The organism is Erythrobacter sp. W36 (assembly GCF_057364935.1).
The window spans coordinates 1,241,393-1,258,889 of the sequence record NZ_CP200281.1; the positions used below are offsets into that span (position 1 = coordinate 1,241,393).

At 59.4% G+C, this 17,497-nt stretch carries 13 protein-coding genes and 3 pseudogenes; 7 read left to right on the plus strand and 9 right to left on the minus strand.

Going from position 1 to position 17,497, the window contains the following annotated elements; genetic code table 11:
• Nucleotides 1-47 precede the first annotated feature (47 nt).
• From dusB to hflX, 7 genes and pseudogenes are all read left to right on the plus strand, one after another.
• Nucleotides 48-1,064 (plus strand): tRNA dihydrouridine synthase DusB, encoded by a 1,017-nt coding sequence (gene dusB, locus AC0V6U_RS06135; RefSeq protein WP_472645297.1) that lies wholly within the window; start codon nucleotides 48-50, stop codon nucleotides 1,062-1,064.
• Complete coding sequence (locus tag AC0V6U_RS06140) at nucleotides 1,061-2,182, plus strand: two-component system sensor histidine kinase NtrB (RefSeq protein ID WP_472645298.1); 1,122 nt, start codon at nucleotides 1,061-1,063, stop codon at nucleotides 2,180-2,182. Before dusB ends, AC0V6U_RS06140 begins: the two co-directional genes overlap by 4 nt.
• The gene (locus AC0V6U_RS06145) at nucleotides 2,179-3,591 is read left to right on the plus strand and encodes a sigma-54-dependent transcriptional regulator (protein WP_472645299.1); all 1,413 of its coding nucleotides are present in this window, start codon (nucleotides 2,179-2,181) and stop codon (nucleotides 3,589-3,591) included. The genes AC0V6U_RS06140 and AC0V6U_RS06145 overlap by 4 nt, the downstream gene beginning before the upstream one ends.
• A 140-nt stretch (nucleotides 3,592-3,731) precedes the next feature.
• Nucleotides 3,732-5,876 (plus strand): sensor histidine kinase, encoded by a 2,145-nt coding sequence (locus AC0V6U_RS06150; RefSeq protein ID WP_486169403.1) that lies wholly within the window; start codon nucleotides 3,732-3,734, stop codon nucleotides 5,874-5,876.
• A 69-nt stretch (nucleotides 5,877-5,945) separates the two neighbouring features.
• The gene (gene ntrX, locus AC0V6U_RS06155; protein WP_472645301.1) at nucleotides 5,946-7,334 is read left to right on the plus strand and encodes a nitrogen assimilation response regulator NtrX; all 1,389 of its coding nucleotides are present in this window, start codon (nucleotides 5,946-5,948) and stop codon (nucleotides 7,332-7,334) included.
• A 193-nt stretch (nucleotides 7,335-7,527) separates the two neighbouring features.
• A pseudogene (hfq, locus tag AC0V6U_RS06160) lies at nucleotides 7,528-8,083 on the plus strand (RNA chaperone Hfq).
• Nucleotides 8,080-9,403 (plus strand): annotated as a pseudogene (gene hflX, locus AC0V6U_RS06165) (GTPase HflX). The pseudogenes hfq and hflX overlap by 4 nt, the downstream one beginning before the upstream one ends.
• 6 nt (nucleotides 9,404-9,409) lie before the next feature.
• Here hflX and mazG read toward each other — a convergent pair.
• The 9 genes and pseudogenes from mazG to AC0V6U_RS06210 form a co-directional block, all read right to left on the minus strand.
• Nucleotides 9,410-10,186 carry a nucleoside triphosphate pyrophosphohydrolase gene (gene mazG / locus AC0V6U_RS06170; RefSeq protein WP_472645302.1) on the minus strand — a complete coding sequence of 259 codons (777 nt, stop codon included), beginning with the start codon at nucleotides 10,184-10,186 and terminating at the stop codon, nucleotides 9,410-9,412.
• Nucleotides 10,187-10,275: 89 nt separating this feature from the next.
• The gene (locus tag AC0V6U_RS06175) at nucleotides 10,276-10,440 is read right to left on the minus strand and encodes a hypothetical protein (protein WP_472645303.1); all 165 of its coding nucleotides are present in this window, start codon (nucleotides 10,438-10,440) and stop codon (nucleotides 10,276-10,278) included.
• A complete protein-coding gene (locus AC0V6U_RS06180; protein WP_472645304.1) occupies nucleotides 10,437-11,204 on the minus strand; it encodes an MBL fold metallo-hydrolase in 768 nt (255 codons plus the stop codon). The genes AC0V6U_RS06175 and AC0V6U_RS06180 overlap by 4 nt, the downstream gene beginning before the upstream one ends.
• On the minus strand, nucleotides 11,201-11,977 hold the full coding sequence (locus AC0V6U_RS06185) for a TatD family hydrolase (protein WP_472645305.1): 777 nt from the start codon (nucleotides 11,975-11,977) through the stop codon (nucleotides 11,201-11,203). The genes AC0V6U_RS06180 and AC0V6U_RS06185 overlap by 4 nt, the downstream gene beginning before the upstream one ends.
• Nucleotides 11,964-13,559, minus strand: a complete 1,596-nt coding sequence (gene metG, locus AC0V6U_RS06190) for a methionine--tRNA ligase (RefSeq protein ID WP_472645306.1) — start codon at nucleotides 13,557-13,559, stop codon at nucleotides 11,964-11,966. Before metG ends, AC0V6U_RS06185 begins: the two co-directional genes overlap by 14 nt.
• A complete protein-coding gene (locus AC0V6U_RS06195) occupies nucleotides 13,552-14,514 on the minus strand; it encodes a DNA polymerase III subunit delta' (RefSeq protein WP_472645307.1) in 963 nt (320 codons plus the stop codon). Before AC0V6U_RS06195 ends, metG begins: the two co-directional genes overlap by 8 nt.
• Nucleotides 14,511-15,161: a dTMP kinase gene (gene tmk / locus AC0V6U_RS06200; RefSeq protein WP_472645308.1), complete on the minus strand. Its 651-nt coding sequence runs from the start codon at nucleotides 15,159-15,161 to the stop codon at nucleotides 14,511-14,513. The genes AC0V6U_RS06195 and tmk overlap by 4 nt, the downstream gene beginning before the upstream one ends.
• Nucleotides 15,158-16,240: a D-alanyl-D-alanine carboxypeptidase family protein gene (locus tag AC0V6U_RS06205; protein WP_472645309.1), complete on the minus strand. Its 1,083-nt coding sequence runs from the start codon at nucleotides 16,238-16,240 to the stop codon at nucleotides 15,158-15,160. Before AC0V6U_RS06205 ends, tmk begins: the two co-directional genes overlap by 4 nt.
• A gap of 151 nt (nucleotides 16,241-16,391) precedes the next feature.
• Nucleotides 16,392-17,439 (minus strand): annotated as a pseudogene (locus AC0V6U_RS06210) (lytic murein transglycosylase).
• Nucleotides 17,440-17,497 lie beyond the last annotated feature (58 nt).

Below are 17,497 nucleotides of genomic sequence, written 5' to 3' on the forward strand. Positions count from 1 at the left end.
TGCGCAATCCACTATGCGCTGCCCAAATTTTAGGCACAATTACGAATATGACCGCGCTTCCAACTCCTCCGGCCCTTAAGCCCATCCAGATCGGCCCTGTCCAGATCGACGATCCTGTGGTTCTCGCCCCGATGACGGGCGTAACGGACATGCCGTTCCGCACTCTTGTGCGCCGCTATGGCTCTGGCCTCAATGTGACCGAGATGATCGCAAGCCAAGCGGCCATCCGCGAAACTCGGCAATCTGTGCAAAAGGCGGAATGGCACCCCATCGAGGAACCCGTGTCGATGCAGTTGGTTGGGTGCGATCCCGTCAGCATGGGCGAAGCGGCCAAGTTGCAGGAAGACAATGGCGCCGCGATCATCGACATCAATTTCGGCTGCCCGGTGCGCAAAGTCACCAATGGCATGGCGGGCAGCGCGCTGATGCGGGAAGTGCCGCTGGCGACCAAGCTGATGGAAGCGACGGTCAAAGCCGTCGACGTGCCAGTGACCGTGAAAATGCGGATGGGCTGGGATCACGACAGCCTCAACGCCCCGGAAATGGCCCGCATTGCCGAGGACCTCGGGGTGAAGATGATCACCGTCCACGGCCGCACGCGCAATCAGATGTATAAGGGCAACGCCGATTGGTCCTTCATCCGCAAGGTGAAAGAGGCGGTCTCCCTTCCGGTCATCGTCAATGGCGACATTTGCACCATCAATGATGCTGCGACCGCGCTTGAGCAATCGGGCGCAGACGGCCTGATGATTGGCCGCGGCGCTTACGGAAAGCCGTGGTTGCTGGGCCAAGTCATGCATTGGTGGAAAACCGGCGAGGCGCTCGAAAGCCCCAGCTTTGACGAGCAATATGAGACACTTGTTGAGCATTATGAACGCATGCTCGACCATTATGGCAGCGAGGTCGGCAGCAAAGTCGCGCGCAAACATATTGGTTGGTACACCAAAGGAATGCATGGCTCGGCCGAGTTCCGCAACAAGGCCAATTTCATCGATGATCCCAAGCAAGTGCTCGGCGAGATTGAGCGTTTTTATGAGCCATTCCTGCGGCGCAGAGCGGCATGAGCATGGCCGAAACGCGGCCTTCAAAAGACCCCGTCACTGATCATAGCAACAGGCCCGATGCTGCCTCGCAAATCGGCGGATTGATCTTTGCCGTGGTGCTGGTCGATCCCGACACGCGCATTGCGGAGGCCAATCACGCGGCGGAAAACCTGCTGGGCCAAAGCGCGAAACGACTAATTGGCAAATCTGTGCGCGAGGTTGCTGAATTGCTCGATGCGCGCGTCCTCAACCATATTCGCACGTCGCAAGATGCGGTGGTTGCGCGCGATGTGACCTTGCGCGTTAACCGCGCGGAAAAGCGCGTAAACCTCACGATTTCTCCGCTGACACAGCACCCCGGATGGCGGGTGATCACCCTGTCGGAAAGCGCGCGTGATGACACTGGCCGCGACGAGCAGAGCGAAGCGACACTCGGCGGACCAGCGATCCTGGCGCATGAAATCAAGAACCCGCTCGCCGCCATTCGCGGGGCAGGTCAGCTCGCCGCGCGCAAATTGCCCCACGCCGACAAATCGCTCGCGCGGATGATCACTGACGAGGTGGACCGCATTGCGCGCTTGATCGACCGGATGCAGCAATTGGGCAGCAAGCAAACGGACCCGGTCGCGCCTTGCAACCCGCATGAGGCGATCCGATCCGCCATCGCCACCGTACGCGCCGCGGGCAGCAATGGAGTGGAAATCATTGAGGAGTTTGATCCTTCTCTGCCACCGGTATTGGCCAATCAGGATGCGCTGGAGCAAGTCCTCATCAATCTCATATCCAATGCCCGTGATGCCGCGCAGGATCATGAAAACCCTCGAATAATTGTGCAAACTCGGTTTGTGAGTGGGCTCGCCTTCAACGCCATCCGCATGGGCCGCGCGGTCCGCCTGCCGATTGAGATTACGGTCAGCGACAGCGGGCTGGGGATCGAAGAGGCGCTGCGCGATCATGTGTTTGAGCCGTTCGTGTCGTCCAAGAAATCGGGCCAGGGGCTGGGCCTCGCGCTCGTGCGCAAGCTGGTGCGCGATATGCAGGGCCGGATTGGCCACGAGCGTGACACCCGCGCTGGCCTCACGCATTTCCGCATGCACCTACGCCAAGCCAAGCCTGGCGCGAAGGGAGCGGCGACATGAGCGGCAGAATCTTGCTTGTCGAAGATGATGGCGCAATCGCCACCGTGATTATCGCCGCGCTCGAAGACGAGGGCTTTCAGATCGATCGCTGTGCCAGCATTGCGGACCGAAACCGGCTGCTCGATGCAGGCGAATACCTCGTGATGTGCACCGATGTGATGCTGGAGGATGGCGACGGGCTTGCCTCCATGCACGAGGTCAAATCACGTGCCCCTGATATGCCGGTCATCGTCCTTTCAGCGCAAAACACCCTTGATACCGCCGTGCGCGCTAGCGACAGCGAGGCGTTTGAATACTTCCCCAAACCATTTGACCTCGACGAGCTGGTCCAGGCCGTGCGTCAGGCCGCTGGCCAACGCAGCAAGACCGCCGCCGCGCCGGAGATGGAAGGCGACGGCATGCCTCTGGTCGGGCGCAGCCAGGCCATGCAGGGCGTCTACCGGATGATCACGCGCGTCCTGCGTAATGATCTCACCGTGTTGGTCACCGGCGAAAGCGGAACAGGCAAGGAATTGGTCGCAGAGGCGATCCACGAGCTCGGCTCGCGCCGTACCGGGCCTTTCGTGGCGGTAAACGCGGGCGCGATCCCAGCTGACCTCATCGAAAGCGAGCTGTTCGGGCACGAAAAGGGCGCGTTTACCGGCGCGATCGCTCAGGCCATTGGTAAGTTTGAGCAGGCGAATGGCGGTACCCTGTTCCTCGACGAAATTGGCGACATGCCCGCAGAGGCGCAAACCCGTCTGCTGCGCGCGCTGCAATCGGGCCAGATCCGCCGCGTTGGCGGGCGGCAGGAAATCGCTGTCGATGTGCGCATTATCGCGGCGACCAACCGCGACCTTGCCCCGATGATCGCTGCGGGGAACTTCCGCGAAGACTTGTTCTACCGCCTCAACGTCGTTCCGATTGAGCTGCCGCCCTTGCGTGAGCGGCGTGAGGACATTGAAGTCTTGTCACAGCACTTCCTCGCTCAGGCGGCGGAAGATGGCCTGCCTCGCCGACAATTGGCGCCAGAGGCGGTCGAAATGCTGGAGGCGCGCAATTGGCGCGGTAATGTCCGCGAGCTGCGCAATGTCGTTTATCGTCTGGCGCTAATGGCGCGTGATGATTTGATCGATAGCGCGAGCATGTCCGACATTATCGGTGCGGAAACGCAGCCTGGCGGCGAGGGCGCACCGAGCGGTTTTGCCGGTGCGCTCGACCAATGGCTGGCAGAGAACAATCCGCAAAACGGCGCGCTTTACCACAGCGCTTTGGCCGCTTTTGAAAAGCCGTTGATCGAACACGCACTGGCCGAAACAGGCGGCAATCAGCTGCGCGCATCCAAGCTGCTGGGGATCAATCGCAACACTTTGCGCAAGCGCATTGGCGATCTTGAGATCGAGCCTGACCGCTTCACAAGACCGCTTTAACGCAATCGCCACAGTTTAGTCTTGCAATTGAGCAACACTGGCGTTGTAAACTCGCAACGATGGATACGGCGATAGCAACATCAACTCAGCGCTCACCGCGCTGGTGGCGGCGGCTCATCGTTCGTTCGCGGCGCGCCAACATGTTCGCCTGGCTCGAAGCGCTCTCAGCAATCACTCTCATCGTTGCCCTGTGGGCCACCTGGTTCGCCTATTCCGCTGCGCCGCAAGAAGACGAATTGCTGCCCAGCTTGCAGGTTTCGCTGCTGCTGATGGCAACTTTGGTTCCGGCGATGGCTTTGCTCGTCCTCATCGGTCGGCGGCTCGCGTTGAGGCGCGCAGCTGGCAGCACCGCTCGCCTGCACGTGCGCTTGGTGTTTTTCTTCTCAATCATTGCCGCGATCCCGACGCTGCTCGTATCGGGTTTTGCCGCATTCCTATTCCAATCGGGCGTCGATTTCTGGGTAAGCGACGATTCCAGAGGGTTGATGCGCAATGCCAATGAGCTGGCGCAGAATTATTACGATCAAAACCAGCGCGATGTGGAGGAAGAAACCATCACCATGGCCAGCGATATGCGCTTCATTCTGGAGCGCATTTCTATTGCCGATGAGGGCTTTGCCGACCGCTATGCTTATCAGGCGCAGGCCCGCGAGATCTCTGAAAGCGCAGTGCTCCAGCGGCTCGATGACAACACGCTGAGAACTGCCGCCATCATGAACTTGACGGAGGACAACAGTCCGCTCGCTTTCAGTCAGGGCGCGCTCCCGAGGCTAGACGCGGGCGAATTCGTTGTTGTTCAGGGCAGTCCTGAACGGATTGTGGCGCTCGCACCGATTGACCGTGAGAGCGGAATCTACCTCTACAATGCAAGGACACCCGAAGAAGATTCCTTTGTTTACTGGGAAAAGGCGCAATCTGTTGCCGCCAGCTATAATGCGCTAACGGCCGATGCGCGCACCCTGCAATTGCGGTTTAACCTCGCGCTGGTGGTGGTCAGCCTGCTGCTGGTGGGTCTCGCCATTTGGTTCGCTCTGCGGTTTGCCGACCGTCAGGTTGAACCACTCACCGATCTGGTCGGAGCCGCGCGCAAAGTGGGGCAGGGCAACTTCGCGCTTAGGGTGGAAGGGCGTACCGGTGCGGATGAGATCGGACTGCTCAACCGCGCGTTCAACCGCATGACATCGCAGCTGGAAAAGCAAACCGATGATCTGATGAACGCCAACCGCCAGATCGATGATCGGCGGATGTTCACAGAAGCGGTGCTGGAATCGGTCAGCGCGGGCGTCATATCCGTCGACGATGAGAGCCGTGTGATGCTGATGAACAATTCCGCCCAAGCGCTGCTCGCTGATGACACCGACACGGATTTGACCGGCAGCTCAATGTCGGATTTGTCGCCAGAGATTTGTGCGATCCTGAAAGAAGGCAAAGAACGCGGCCTTGTGACCCATGCCAAAGGATCAGAGCTGCTGACACTCGCGGTTAAGATTGCGCCTGGGATGCGCGGCCATGTGATCACCTTTGAGGACATCACGCGCCAATTGCTCGACCAGCGTCAGGCCGCCTGGTCCGATGTTGCGCGCCGCATTGCGCACGAGATCAAGAACCCGCTCACCCCAATTCAGCTCGCGACCGAGCGGCTCAAACGTCGGTATCGCAAGCAGATTGAGACCGATGGCGAACTGTTCGACGAGCTGACCAGCACAATCGTGCGCCAAGTCGGCGACCTACGCAAAATGGTCGATGAGTTTTCTTCCTTTGCGCGCCTACCCAAGCCGGTGTTTCGCAATGAAGACGCTCTCGATCTGGTTCGCCAGTCGCTGTTTTTGCAGGATGTCGCCCACCCATGGGTTAACTTCCAGCTCAACTATGATCAGCTGATGCGCGAGGATATCTTGCACAAGACGCTGAGCTGTGACCGGCATCAGGTTGGCCAGGCCATGACCAATATCCTCAAGAATGCGGTAGAAGCGGTGGAATCGCGCCGGGCCGATGCGGGGCCTGATTTCCAAGGTCAGGTCACAGTCGAAATGGCCAGCGATGAAACGACATTCACGATCTCGGTTGAGGACAACGGGATTGGCCTGCCACAAGAGCGCGAACGGATCACCGAACCCTATATGACGACCCGAGAGAAGGGCACCGGTCTCGGCCTCGCGATCGTCAATAAGATCGTCGATGAGCACGGCGGCGATATGAGCTTTGCATCCGCCCCCAGCGGCGGCACCCGCGTGCAATTGCGCTTTGCCCGCGATCCGCAAGTGACCGAAAGCGAGCCTGCATGATGCCGTTGAAATTCACCCAAACACTATTCCCCCCAATGCCCCCAAAAATGCCTCAGGGAGAAGCCAAAAATGGCTATTGAAATCCTGGTTGTCGATGATGAACGTGATATCCGTGAGCTGGTCGCCGGAGTGCTCGGCGATGAAGGCTATGAATGCCGAACCGCCGCCGATAGCACCGGCGCGCTGGCCGCGATTGATGAACGCCGCCCAAGCCTGATTTTGCTCGACGTCTGGCTGCACGGCAGCGAGATGGACGGGCTGGAACTGCTCGATGCAATCAAACTGCGCGAGCCGGACCTGCCGGTCATCATCTTCTCTGGCCACGGCAATATCGACACCGCTGTGTCTGCGGTCAGCCGCGGGGCGATGGACTTTATTGAGAAGCCGTTTGAGGCTGAGCGTTTGCTGCTGCTGGTCGAACGCGCCACCGAAACAGAGCGTCTGCGCCGTGAAAACTCGCGGCTGCGCGAGGGCACAGTGGAAGGCGCTGAATTCACCGGCAATTCCTCCGCCATCAACACCGTTCGCGCGACCCTCAAACGGGTTGCTAACACTGGCAGCAGGGTGCTGATTTCCGGCCCGGCGGGGGCGGGCAAAGAGGTCGCCGCGCGCTTGCTTCATTCCTGGAGTCCGCGCGCAGAGAGCGCCTTTGTCACGGTCAATTCCGCACGGATCACGTCAGAACGCTTTGAGCGCGAGCTGTTTGGCGAGGAGACGAACGGCAAGCTGGTTCAACCTGGCCTGCTAGAGCTAGCCGATGGCGGGACCTTGTTCCTCGATGAGATCGCCGACATGCCGATGTCGACCCAGGCGCGCATTTTGCGGGTCCTCACCGAACAAAGCTTCGTGAGGGTAGGGGGCACACGCCAGATCGGCGTCGATGTCCGCGTGGTGTCCGCCAGCTCGCGCGACCTAGCACTTGAAATGGAGGAAAAACGCTTCCGCGAAGATCTGTTTTATCGCCTCAACGTGGTGCCGATCACCATTCCGTCATTGGCCGAGCGGCGCGACGACATACCCGCGCTCGCGGAGCATTTCTTCACGCGTTACTCGACCGATCAAGGGATCGCGCCGCCACAAATCTCTGAGGAGGCAATGGGCGCACTGCAGGCCTATGATTGGCCCGGCAATGTTCGCCAATTGCGCAATGTTGTGGAGCGCACCATCATCATGACCCCGCGCGAAAAGCTGACGGTGGTCGAAACCGAGATGCTTCCCTCAGAAATCACGGGAGGAAAGCTTTCTGCTTCCGGTCAAGGCTTCTCCGCCATGATGGGAGTCCCACTGCGCGAGGCGCGTGAGAGCTTTGAACGCGAGTACCTGACCATCCAGATCCGCCGTTTCTCCGGAAATATCTCCAAAACCGCCACTTTCATCGGGATGGAACGCTCCGCCTTGCACCGTAAGCTCAAGCTGCTCGGCATGGCCGAACGGCGCGAAACTGCGCGCAAAGGCTAGCGCGGGCTTCAAGTTTTTCGTCCAACCGGCCACTCGCGCCGATTAACACGAAGCTTGCATAAAACTCAGCCATTGCCCCAAGGCAAAGCAATCGCCATGTTATGGGCGAAACGGCATGAAGGATGGGTGGGCTATCCCTCGGCCAGATTGCGGACCGCACAAACCGGCCGCCAAAAACAATAGGAGCATGAAAATGTCCGACGGGCGAACTCTCTCCCCGCGCCCCCGCAGCGAACCGGCTGAGCCAGAAGGCAAAGCAGCTGCAAAAGATGGCAAGCAAGCCAATTTGCAAGATGTGTTCCTTAACATGCTGCGCAAGAACAAGATTCCTGTGACGATGTTTCTCGTCAAAGGCGTGAAACTGCAAGGAATCATCACGTGGTTTGACAATTTCTCGATCCTGCTGCGCCGCGATGGCCAATCGCAATTGGTCTATAAGCACGCGATCTCTACGATCATGCCGGGCCAGGATATGGACGCCGATCAGTTTCAGATCCGCGCTAAGCAATAAGCGTCAGCGACTGCTGCAGGATATCTTCCTTAGCCGCGTGAGCGAGGCCGAGGTGCAGGTCACAATGTTCCTCGTCAACGGCGTGATGTTGCAAGGCCGCATCGCGTCTTACGATCTGTTCTGCATGCTGCTGGAGCGTGATGGCGCTGTGCAATTGGCGTATAAGCACGCTGTTTCGACCATTCAGCCCGCCGGGCCGGTTGATCTCAGTGATGATGGCGAAGAGTTCGGCAGCTGAGTTTTGATGACGACCTACAGGACGAGGTAACTCGCGGGGCGCGGGCCCTTGTGCTGTGCCCGGATATCCGCACGCTCAAATACGATCTCGACGCGCCGGAACGGCTCGAAGAGGCGCAGGGCCTCGCGCTCGCGATTGGCGTGGTCATCGCGCATTCCGAGATTCTGCCCATTCGCCAGATGCAGCCGAACACATTGTTTGGCTCGGGACAGGTGCAGAATATCGCCGCCTGGTGCGAACTGCATGAGGCGGAATTGGTGGTGGTCGATGGCGCGCTGACGCCGATCCAGCAGCGCAATCTTGAGGATCGGCTCAAGCGCAAGGTGATCGACCGCACCGGCCTGATCCTGGAAATTTTTGGTGAGCGCGCGGCGACAGCGGAAGGTCGTTTGCAGGTTGAGCTTGCCCATTTGGACTATCAGCAGAGCCGCCTGGTGCGCAGCTGGACCCACTTAGAACGGCAACGCGGCGGCTTCGGCTTCCTCGGCGGCCCAGGTGAGACCCAGATTGAGGCCGACAGGCGGATGATCCGCCAGCGCATGGGCCGATTGCGCCGCGAGCTGGAGCATGTGCGCAAGACCCGGCAATTGCACCGCGACCGGCGGGGAAGGGCGCCGTGGCCCATCATCGCGCTGGTCGGCTATACGAACGCGGGGAAATCCACACTTTTCAACCGCTTGACGGGCGCAGAGGTGATGGCGGAAGACCTGCTGTTTGCCACGCTCGACCCGACGATGCGCGCGATCAGCATGCCCGGCGTTGAAAAGGCAATCTTGTCCGACACTGTTGGTTTCATCTCTGACCTGCCGACACAGTTGGTCGCGGCATTCCGCGCCACCTTGGAAGAGGTCACTGGCGCGGACATCATCCTGCATGTGCGCGACATGGCCAATCCGGCTCATCAAGCCCAAAAGAAGCAGGTTATGGACGTGCTCGGCGAGCTCGGAGTGGTTGAGCCGACCACAGGCGCGAGCGATATTCCGATCCTTGAGGTTTGGAACAAGATTGATCTCGCAGAGCCTGAGCGCGCCGAGGAGCTGCGCACAGCGGCCGAGGCGCATGATGATTGCTCCGTGATTTCAGCGATTAGCGGCGAAGGCATCGACGAGCTTCTCACCGTGGTTGCCGATTTGCTGACATCGAAGGCCCAAGTGATCACCGTAACACTGCCCGCCAGCGACGGCCGCATGGATCGCATGGCTGCATGCCCACGGCGATGTGGTGGATGAAAGCGACGCTGGGGAAGGGGACACCGGCCCTTTAAGAGCGCTAACCGTGCGGCTCAATCCCAAGGAATTGGGGCAATATGAGACGCTTTAACGCCGTTTAATCAGGCTTTTCGTTTCGTTTTACCTGCTGCCACAGCTGTTCTTGCTCATCGAGCGATAGATCGGCGAAAGCGCCTTCGCTCAGCGCCTCCATGCTGCGAAACCGCCGCTCAAACTTGGCATTGGCCGCTCGCAAAGCATCCTCGGCGCTGATCCCATGCGCGCGGACGTAATTCACCGCCGCAAACAGCAGATCGCCCGCTTCCTCAGCCTTGTGAATATCAGAGGATGCCGCCTCAAGCTCCTGCATCTCTTCGGTTATTTTTGCCGCTGGTCCTGCGGTGTCCGGCCAGTCGAACCCCGTTCGCGCGGCGCGCTTTTGCAGCTTTTGCGCCCGCATCAGCGCTGGCAGCGCCAAGGCAACGCCGTCCATCGCGCTCGTTTCGCCTTTTTCGCTGCGTTCGGCTTCTTTCAGGTTCTCCCAGCGGGTTTCACCCATGGTTCCGTCTTCGCCGCCAAAGATATGCGGATGGCGGGCCTCCATCTTGTCTGAAATTGACCGGGCAACGTCCTCAAAGGCGAATTCGCCTTCTTCCTCGGCCATGCGCGCATGAAACACGACCTGCAGCAGCAGATCGCCTAGTTCACCGCGCAGGTCATCCATATCCGCGCGCTCAATCGCATCGGCAACTTCGTAGGCTTCTTCGATTGTGTACGGCGCGATTGTCTTGAAGTCCTGCGCGACATCCCATTCACAGCCAGTCTCTGGATCGCGCAACCGCGCCATAATACCGAGCAATCGATTAATTTGGCTGGATGGGGGAGTATCGCTCATGGGACCCGCAGTTCTGTAATGTAAGATTGATAATATATATTATGTTAAATAGCTGACAGTGCGCCAGTGGCCTATGATGCCCCTCAGCCTCAGATCAGGCTTACCAACAGAAAGGCTCCGCCAAAGATCGCAACCCAAGTTAGAGCCTGTTGCGCGGTCTTACCCCAGTCTTTTTGGTAAGACGCATAAGCGCTGCCAACCAAAACCAGCCAACCGATCGCCAAGACGATCTGCAAAACCGCCATCTCAGTCATGCGACAAGCTCCAATCCATCATAGCCGACCACCACGTGATCCGGCGTCTCATCTACCAGCGTCTGATAATCCATGCTCTTATCCAGATGACTCAGCACCAATTTCTTGGCGCCGCAACGTTCGGCCAGCTCCAAAGCCATGGCGAGATTGGCGTGCGTTGGATGCGGATCACGCCGCAAACAATCGCTCACCAGGATATCGACGTCCTCATAGAGCTCAACCATCTCTTCCGAAATCGCGCTAAAGTCTGTTGCGTAAGCGATTGATTTGCCGTCCGCTTCGAACCGGTAACCGGTCGTCTCGCCAGGTCCGTGCTCCATCTGGCACCACTCTACGCCGAAACCCGCGGCCATCCGGATGGTATCGAGCGTTTCCAGCTTGGCGATGGTCGGATAACCTTCTTGCCCAGCGAACACATAGCCGAAACGTTGGCGCAGCCGCCGCGCGGTGTCCTCACCGGCAAAGCCCGGTATCGGCGCGGCTCGGCCATAACGCATCACGCGCAGGTCATCGATCCCATGGCAATGATCGGCGTGATCATGGGTCCAGAACACCGCATCAACCTTGCCAATCTTGTTCGCCAGCAATTGCGCGCGCAAATCAGTCGAAGTGTCGACCAGCACGCGCGATCCATCATTGCTCTCAACCACAATCGAAACGCGGGTGCGGCGGTTTTTCGGCTCATTCGGGTCGCAATCGCCCCAATCATCGCCAATTCGCGGGACCCCTGTCGAGGTGCCCGATCCGAGCATGATGACCTTCACAGCGCCGCCTTGCTGAACAATTGTTTGAAATTCGCGGTGGTTTGCGCCGCCAGTTCTGAGAGTTCTTGACCTCTCAGCTCCGCCATAAACTGCGCCGTGTCAGCGACAAAGGCTGGCTCGCATGGATGCCCGCGATGCGGCACCGGAGCAAGGAACGGACTGTCTGTTTCAACCAGCAAGCGGTCCGACGGCACATCCTTAACCACGGCCTGTAAGTCTTTGGCGTTCTTGAATGTTACGATGCCAGAGATCGAGATCGACAGGCCCAGATCGAGCACTTTCTGTCCAAACTCAGCCGAGGCCGTGAAGCAGTGGATTAGCGCCGGAAACGCGCCCTTCTCCATCTCGTCCGTGAGGATTTCCAGCGTGTCTTCTTCTGCATCGCGCGTGTGAATAATCACCGGCAGCTGAACCTCGCGCGCGACATCAATATGCATGCGGAACAGGCGCTTTTGCGTCTCTCTGTCGGAATGCTCGTAATAATAATCGAGGCCGGTTTCACCAATGCCAATGACATTAGGATTGTCCGTCGCCGCGAGCAATTCTGCTCGAGTTAGATCAGCGTGCTTATCTGCCTCGTGCGGGTGGATACCGACACTGGCAAACACATCTGCCTCACGATTGGCGGTGCCAACCACCTGATCCCATTCGCTTTTCTTGGTCGAAATGTTGAGAAAAGCGCCAATTCCGGCGCCGCGCGCACGCTCCAGCACGCCCTGCTGATCCTCAATCACGCCCTTATATTCAAGGTGACAATGGCTATCGACGAGCATTATTCGCCCCCTCGCCCTCTGGCAGTTCGAGCCGCGGGAAGATCGGCGTGGGCTTGCCGACTACGAAACCGCTTTCGACAAGTCCATAGAACCAGTCCCCGCCGTCTTGAAAACGAGAAAAATCGCGTTCGTTCTCAGGAATGCCAAGCTGATCGAGCAGTACTCCAGCCTTTTCAGGCACAACAGGCTGAACCGCGATTGCGAGATCGCGCAACGCCATGAAAATCGTAAGCAGAACCGCTTTCATGCGATCTGGATCGGTCTTCTTGAGCGTCCATGGTGCCTGCTCATCAATATATTGGTTGCACGCATAAACGGCCTTGATCCATTCCTCCAAACCAACAGAGAAGGCGAGTTTTTCAAAATTGAGAGGCAGATTAAGGCCGCAATGGTGCCGCACCGTTTCCAGCAGCTTCATATCAACTTCGGTTCGCTCGAAATCCTCCAGCACACCATCCATATTCTTGGCAATCATCGACAAAGTGCGCTGCGCCAGATTGCCGAAGGAATTGGCGAGTTCCGCATTGGCGCGGTTCACAATTGCCTCAGGCGAGTAGCTGCCGTCCTGGCCAAAGGCGACCTCGCGCAACAGGAAATAACGCAGCGGCTCCACACCAAAAGTCTCTGCCAATTCAATTGGATCGACGACATTCCCGGCACTCTTGCTCATCTTCTCGCCGCCGCGAGCGAGCAAGAATCCGTGGCCGAATACCCGCTTAGGCGTCGGCAGGTCCGCGCTCATCAAGAACGCAGGCCAATAGATGGTGTGGAAGCGGACGATATCTTTGCCGATCAAGTGCAGATCGGCGGGCCAGTATTTCGCATAATCGCCGGTCTTGTCCGGATAGCCGAGCCCGGTGAGATAGTTGGTGAGCGCATCAACCCAGACGTACATGACGTGATTGTCTGAACCGGGCACCTTCACACCCCAATCAAAACTGGTGCGGCTGACCGAGAGATCGCGCAGGTCGCCCTCGACAAAGGCGATCATTTCATTGCGGCGGCTCGCAGGCTCGAGAAAGCCCGGCGTGCGCAGCAGATCGAGCAGTTGGTCCTGATATTTCGACAGGCGGAAAAACCAGCTTTCCTCAACGGTCCATTCGACAGGCGTATCTTGCGGTGAAAGCTTTTCCCCGCCCTCGCCCTCTTTCAGCTCGTCTTCATCGTAATAGGCCTCGTCGCGGACCGAATACCAACCTTCGTAGCGATCGAGGTAAAGGTCGCCCTTGGCCTCCATCGCCTGCCAAATGGCTTGGCTCGCGCGGTGATGATCGTCTTCAACCGTGCGGATAAAGCGGTCATATTTCACATTCAGCGCGTCGCACATGTCTTGGAAATAGCCGGACATTTCATCCGCCAACTCGCGCGCGGTGCGGCCTTGCTCCTCGGCCTTGCGCGCCATTTTGAGGCCATGCTCGTCCGTGCCGGTTTGGAACCGCACATCGCGCCCCTGCAGGCGCTGGAAACGGGCGATCACATCGGCGGCAATCGCCTCATAGGCATGGCCAATATGCGGCCGCCCATTGGGATAGCTGATCGCGGTGGTGACGTAGAACGGATCGGTGTTTTGAGGCTCAGACATTGGGCCGTGCGCTAGCGCTAGAGGCGGAGACAAGCAAGGTTCCGATCTCCATCGCCAGCAGGCCGGCGTCATAGTTGAAGGTCGGCGCCTGGCCCGCAAGCGCAACAAGCTCTCCATGCGCATCGATCAGAGCCATGCGCTGAGCCGGATCGGCAGTGCGTGCGGCTTGTGCGGTGATGGCCTGAGCCAATTCGAGCACCGCTTGCAATCGTTCGCGGTCTGGGCGGCCGCCGATCAAGCGGGCAAGCTCTCCCCGCCCCGTAAACTGCGGGTCGCCTTCGCGCAGCAAACCGCCAATGCTAGCCGCGATCGGCGCGAGGTCTTGATTCATAAAGCGCAAAGCCGCGCCGTAAGACCCGCCGCTCGCTAGCCGCGCCGCCTCCAGTGCCGCCGGATTGGTCTCGCCCGATTGCTCGCTTAGCATCTCCTCCAGCTGACGCGCGTCCAGCACAGGAAAGCGCATGATGCGGCAGCGCGAGCGGATGGTCGGCAAAAGCCGCGATGGACGGTGTGTGACCAGCAGGAAAAACGTGCCCTGCGGCGGTTCTTCGAGGCTTTTGAGCAGAGCGTTGGAGGCTGAGGTCTCCATATCATCCGCCGGATCGACAATGATGGCGCGCCGCGAACCCAGGGTTGGCCGAGTGTTCAGACGCTTTTGCATCGCGCGGATCTGCGCCACGGAGATATTGCGCTTGGTTTGGTAGGGCTTGCCCTCTTCGCGCTTCTTCTCTTCCTTATCGTCCTTGGGCAAATGCGTGAGCGTGATGATATCGGGATGCTCGCCAGCAGGTTGCGGCACGCCGCGCTCATCAACGAGCTCGCGCGCGGCGGCCAATGCGAAATCATGTTTGCCAAGCCCGCTTTTGCCCGCGAGCAGCCAACCATGGTGCATCCGCTCGCTGGTCAAGGCATCGCGCCATTGCCGCCACGGGCCATCGTGATTGGGCCAATTCATGCGGAAGCGCTCAGCAATGGCTGAAGAGCCGCGAGAACACGGGTTTGGACTGCCTCAGGTGAGCCGCCGCCGTCGATCACTGCAATGCCGGAAGGGTCGCCCGCTGCGAGAGCGCGAAACGCGTCCGCAACGGCGCGGTGATAGTCGCGGCTGCGTCCGCCAATCGCGTCGCTGGCATCGCCGTCCCGCTCGGCCAAGCGTTCCAACATGCGCGCCTCATCTATTTCCACGAGGATGGTGAGATCCGGTCGCAGGCCGCCGCTGCCGATCTGGTGGAGTGCTTGCACCGCCTCATCGCCGACATGCCCTGCCCCGCCCTGATAGGCGCGGCTTGAATCGACAAATCGGTCGCAGATCACCCATGCGCCGCGCTCTACCGCCGGGCGGATGACGCGGGCGACATGGTCGGCGCGGGCGGCGGCGAACAACAACGCCTCGGCCTCTGCGCCCCAACCCTCCCCGGGAGGATCAAGCAGCAAATTACGGATCGCTTCCGCGCCTGGCGTACCGCCCGGTTCACGGGTTAGGACCGCCTCAATCCCGCGCGCTTCTAGCGTCCCGGCCAGCATTCGGGCCTGAGTTGATTTGCCCGCCCCTTCACCGCCTTCAAAGGCGATAAAACGGCCATTTCGAGCGCCCCCGCTCATGGCAACCACCCGGTCAGGCCATTGATCAGCCGGTCAAACACGCCAGCCTCGCCTACGTCCTCTTTTGCAAGCAATGGGACATTCGCAGGTTCCATACCCTCGACTGATATCTGCAGGCTGGCGACCTGTTCACCGGCAGCAATCGGCGCGCGCAGAGGGCCATCATAAGTGATCGCCACTGAAACCTCAGGCGATTGCCCCTTCGGCACATTCACGAACACTGGACCGTCTGTGACCAGAGCGACCCGCCGACCTGTGCCATTTTGCACCCGCGCAAATCCAACTTGCTTATCGCCGCCAACAACGCGGCGGCTGTCAAACGCAGAAAATCCCCATTCGAGATAGCTTTTGGCTAGCCGCGCCCGCGCGCTTTGGCTGCTGACCCCGCCAATCACCATCACGAGCCGCTGGCCGTCGCGTTGCGCCGTGCCGAGAAAGCCAAAGCCGGATTCGTTAGTGTAGCCGGTTTTGATCCCGTCCCCGCCCTCAAACGATCCGACCAAAGGATCGCGATTGCTTTGCGTGATGCCGTTATAAGTAAACTGACCGCGCCCGATGAAGCGCGTGTATTTCTGCGGATGCTTCGATGTCAGCGCCGCGCCCAGTGTCACCAGATCTCGCGCTGTCGTAAAGGTCTTGCCCTCATCCGGCCAGCCATTGGGCGTGCCAAAGCGGCTGTTCGTCATTCCAATCGACAGCGCCTTTTCATTCATCAGCGCCGTCCACGCGGCAACCGATCCAGCATGCCCCTCTGCCAAAACGATTGAGCCATCATTGGCCGAGACGGTCGTGATCCCGGTCAGCAATTCATCAACCCGAATGCGCGCATCGGCGGGGAGCCACATGGTCGAACCCTTGCCGTTCCACTCGCGCCAAGTCTCGGGGCGAATGGTGAAAACTTCAGCGGGCTGGAGCACGCCTTCTTCCATCAGTTCAAAAGCGAGAAAGGTCGTCATCGCCTTCGTCATGGAGGCGGGCACAAAACGGCGGTTTTCCTCGCGTGCATGCAGGACTTGCCCGCTGGTGACATCCACCAATAGTGCAATTGGCGCTTCGCTGTCGGTCGGAACCGCAGGCAAAAGCCCGCTTTGCCCAGACGCAACGCTCGGGGCGCATAGCACGGCTATAAAAGCCGCCGCGATCCGGGCTTTAGTTTGCAAATTTGAGACGCTGACACTCACCAGCTCAGCTATAACCACAGCCTTTCGCCTTGGCGAGACGCCGCGCGGTTTAGTTCACGATCTCGTCAGCCAGCAGCCCAACGCTCATCGCGTAATAATTGGAGCAATTGTACTCCAGGATCACGCGGTAATTGCTGGTGAGCAGCCATGCGGGCCGCCCCGGGCCATCGGGCTGGAACAGCGAGGCGAGCGTATCATCCGCCAGCGGGCGCTGCGGTTGAACACCAAGCTCGCGCCATTCGCGCACGGTCTTCCACTGGCTGTGGCGTTCATGGACACGCGGGCACACCGGCGCGCGCAGCTTCGTCTTATAGGCATCGACGTTGAAACCACTCGGCACGCGCGCACGCACGCCCCATGGCTGGCCAGTGCGCCAACCGGCGTCTTTGAAATAGTTCGCAATCGAGGCAAATGTATCCGCGCGGTTGGAGAAGATGTTCGCCCGGCCATCGCCGTCGCCGTCCTCGGCCAGACGCAGATAAACAGAGGGCAAGAACTGCGGATTGCCAAAGGCCCCGGCATAGCTGCCAACCAATTGCTGACGCGAATAGCCTTTATCCGCGACCTTCATCAGCGCGACCCATTCGCCAGAGAAAAGTTCGCGGCGGCGCCCCTCCCATGCGAGCGTTGCGAGGCTGCGCGACAGGTCAAAATTGCCGCGGATCCGGCCATAACTGGTCTCATGCCCGAAAATCGCGACCATGATTTGCGCTGGCACGCCATATTCGGCCTCTATCCGGCGCAGGGTTGTGCGGTTTTCGCCAAATACTCGGCGCCCATGCGGCAATGCGGGTCGGGTTCACGTGCTTTGAGATGTAGGGAGCAAGCGCGGGATAGCCGCGCCGTGTCGGGCTGCCCGGTTGTCCGCGATCAAGCCGGATCACGCGGTCGTTCGGAGTCAGATCGGTCGTCATGCGCCGGATCGTCGCCTCGCTGACACCTTCGGCCCGCGCGCGCGCTTTCAGCGTTTCCATATAGGCCCCAAACGATTGCGTCGCAGAGCTGTTCTGCTGAGCGATTGCTGGAGTGGGCGCCGAAGAGGTGCCGAGGGCCCCCATGAGAGCGGCAGCGGTGATTGCGAGTTTGTTCAAAGCCATAACCAAGTTATTCTCACAGCCAACATGAATTGCCAATTATCGAATGCGATCTAATCGA

Excerpts from the sequence above, each read along its gene's own strand:
- dusB (WP_472645297.1), top strand. The coding sequence starts at position 48 with ATGACCGCGCTTCCAACTCCTCCGGCCCTTAAGCCCATCCAGATCGGC.
- AC0V6U_RS06140 (WP_472645298.1), top strand. The coding sequence starts at position 1,061 with ATGAGCATGGCCGAAACGCGGCCTTCAAAAGACCCCGTCACTGATCAT.
- AC0V6U_RS06145 (WP_472645299.1), top strand. The coding sequence starts at position 2,179 with ATGAGCGGCAGAATCTTGCTTGTCGAAGATGATGGCGCAATCGCCACC.
- AC0V6U_RS06150 (WP_486169403.1), top strand. The coding sequence starts at position 3,732 with ATGTTCGCCTGGCTCGAAGCGCTCTCAGCAATCACTCTCATCGTTGCC.
- ntrX (WP_472645301.1), top strand. The coding sequence starts at position 5,946 with ATGGCTATTGAAATCCTGGTTGTCGATGATGAACGTGATATCCGTGAG.
- mazG (WP_472645302.1), bottom strand. The coding sequence starts at position 10,186 with ATGAGCGATACTCCCCCATCCAGCCAAATTAATCGATTGCTCGGTATT.
- AC0V6U_RS06175 (WP_472645303.1), bottom strand. The coding sequence starts at position 10,440 with ATGACTGAGATGGCGGTTTTGCAGATCGTCTTGGCGATCGGTTGGCTG.
- AC0V6U_RS06185 (WP_472645305.1), bottom strand. The coding sequence starts at position 11,977 with ATGCTCGTCGATAGCCATTGTCACCTTGAATATAAGGGCGTGATTGAG.
- metG (WP_472645306.1), bottom strand. The coding sequence starts at position 13,559 with ATGTCTGAGCCTCAAAACACCGATCCGTTCTACGTCACCACCGCGATC.
- AC0V6U_RS06195 (WP_472645307.1), bottom strand. The coding sequence starts at position 14,514 with ATGAATTGGCCCAATCACGATGGCCCGTGGCGGCAATGGCGCGATGCC.
- tmk (WP_472645308.1), bottom strand. The coding sequence starts at position 15,161 with ATGAGCGGGGGCGCTCGAAATGGCCGTTTTATCGCCTTTGAAGGCGGT.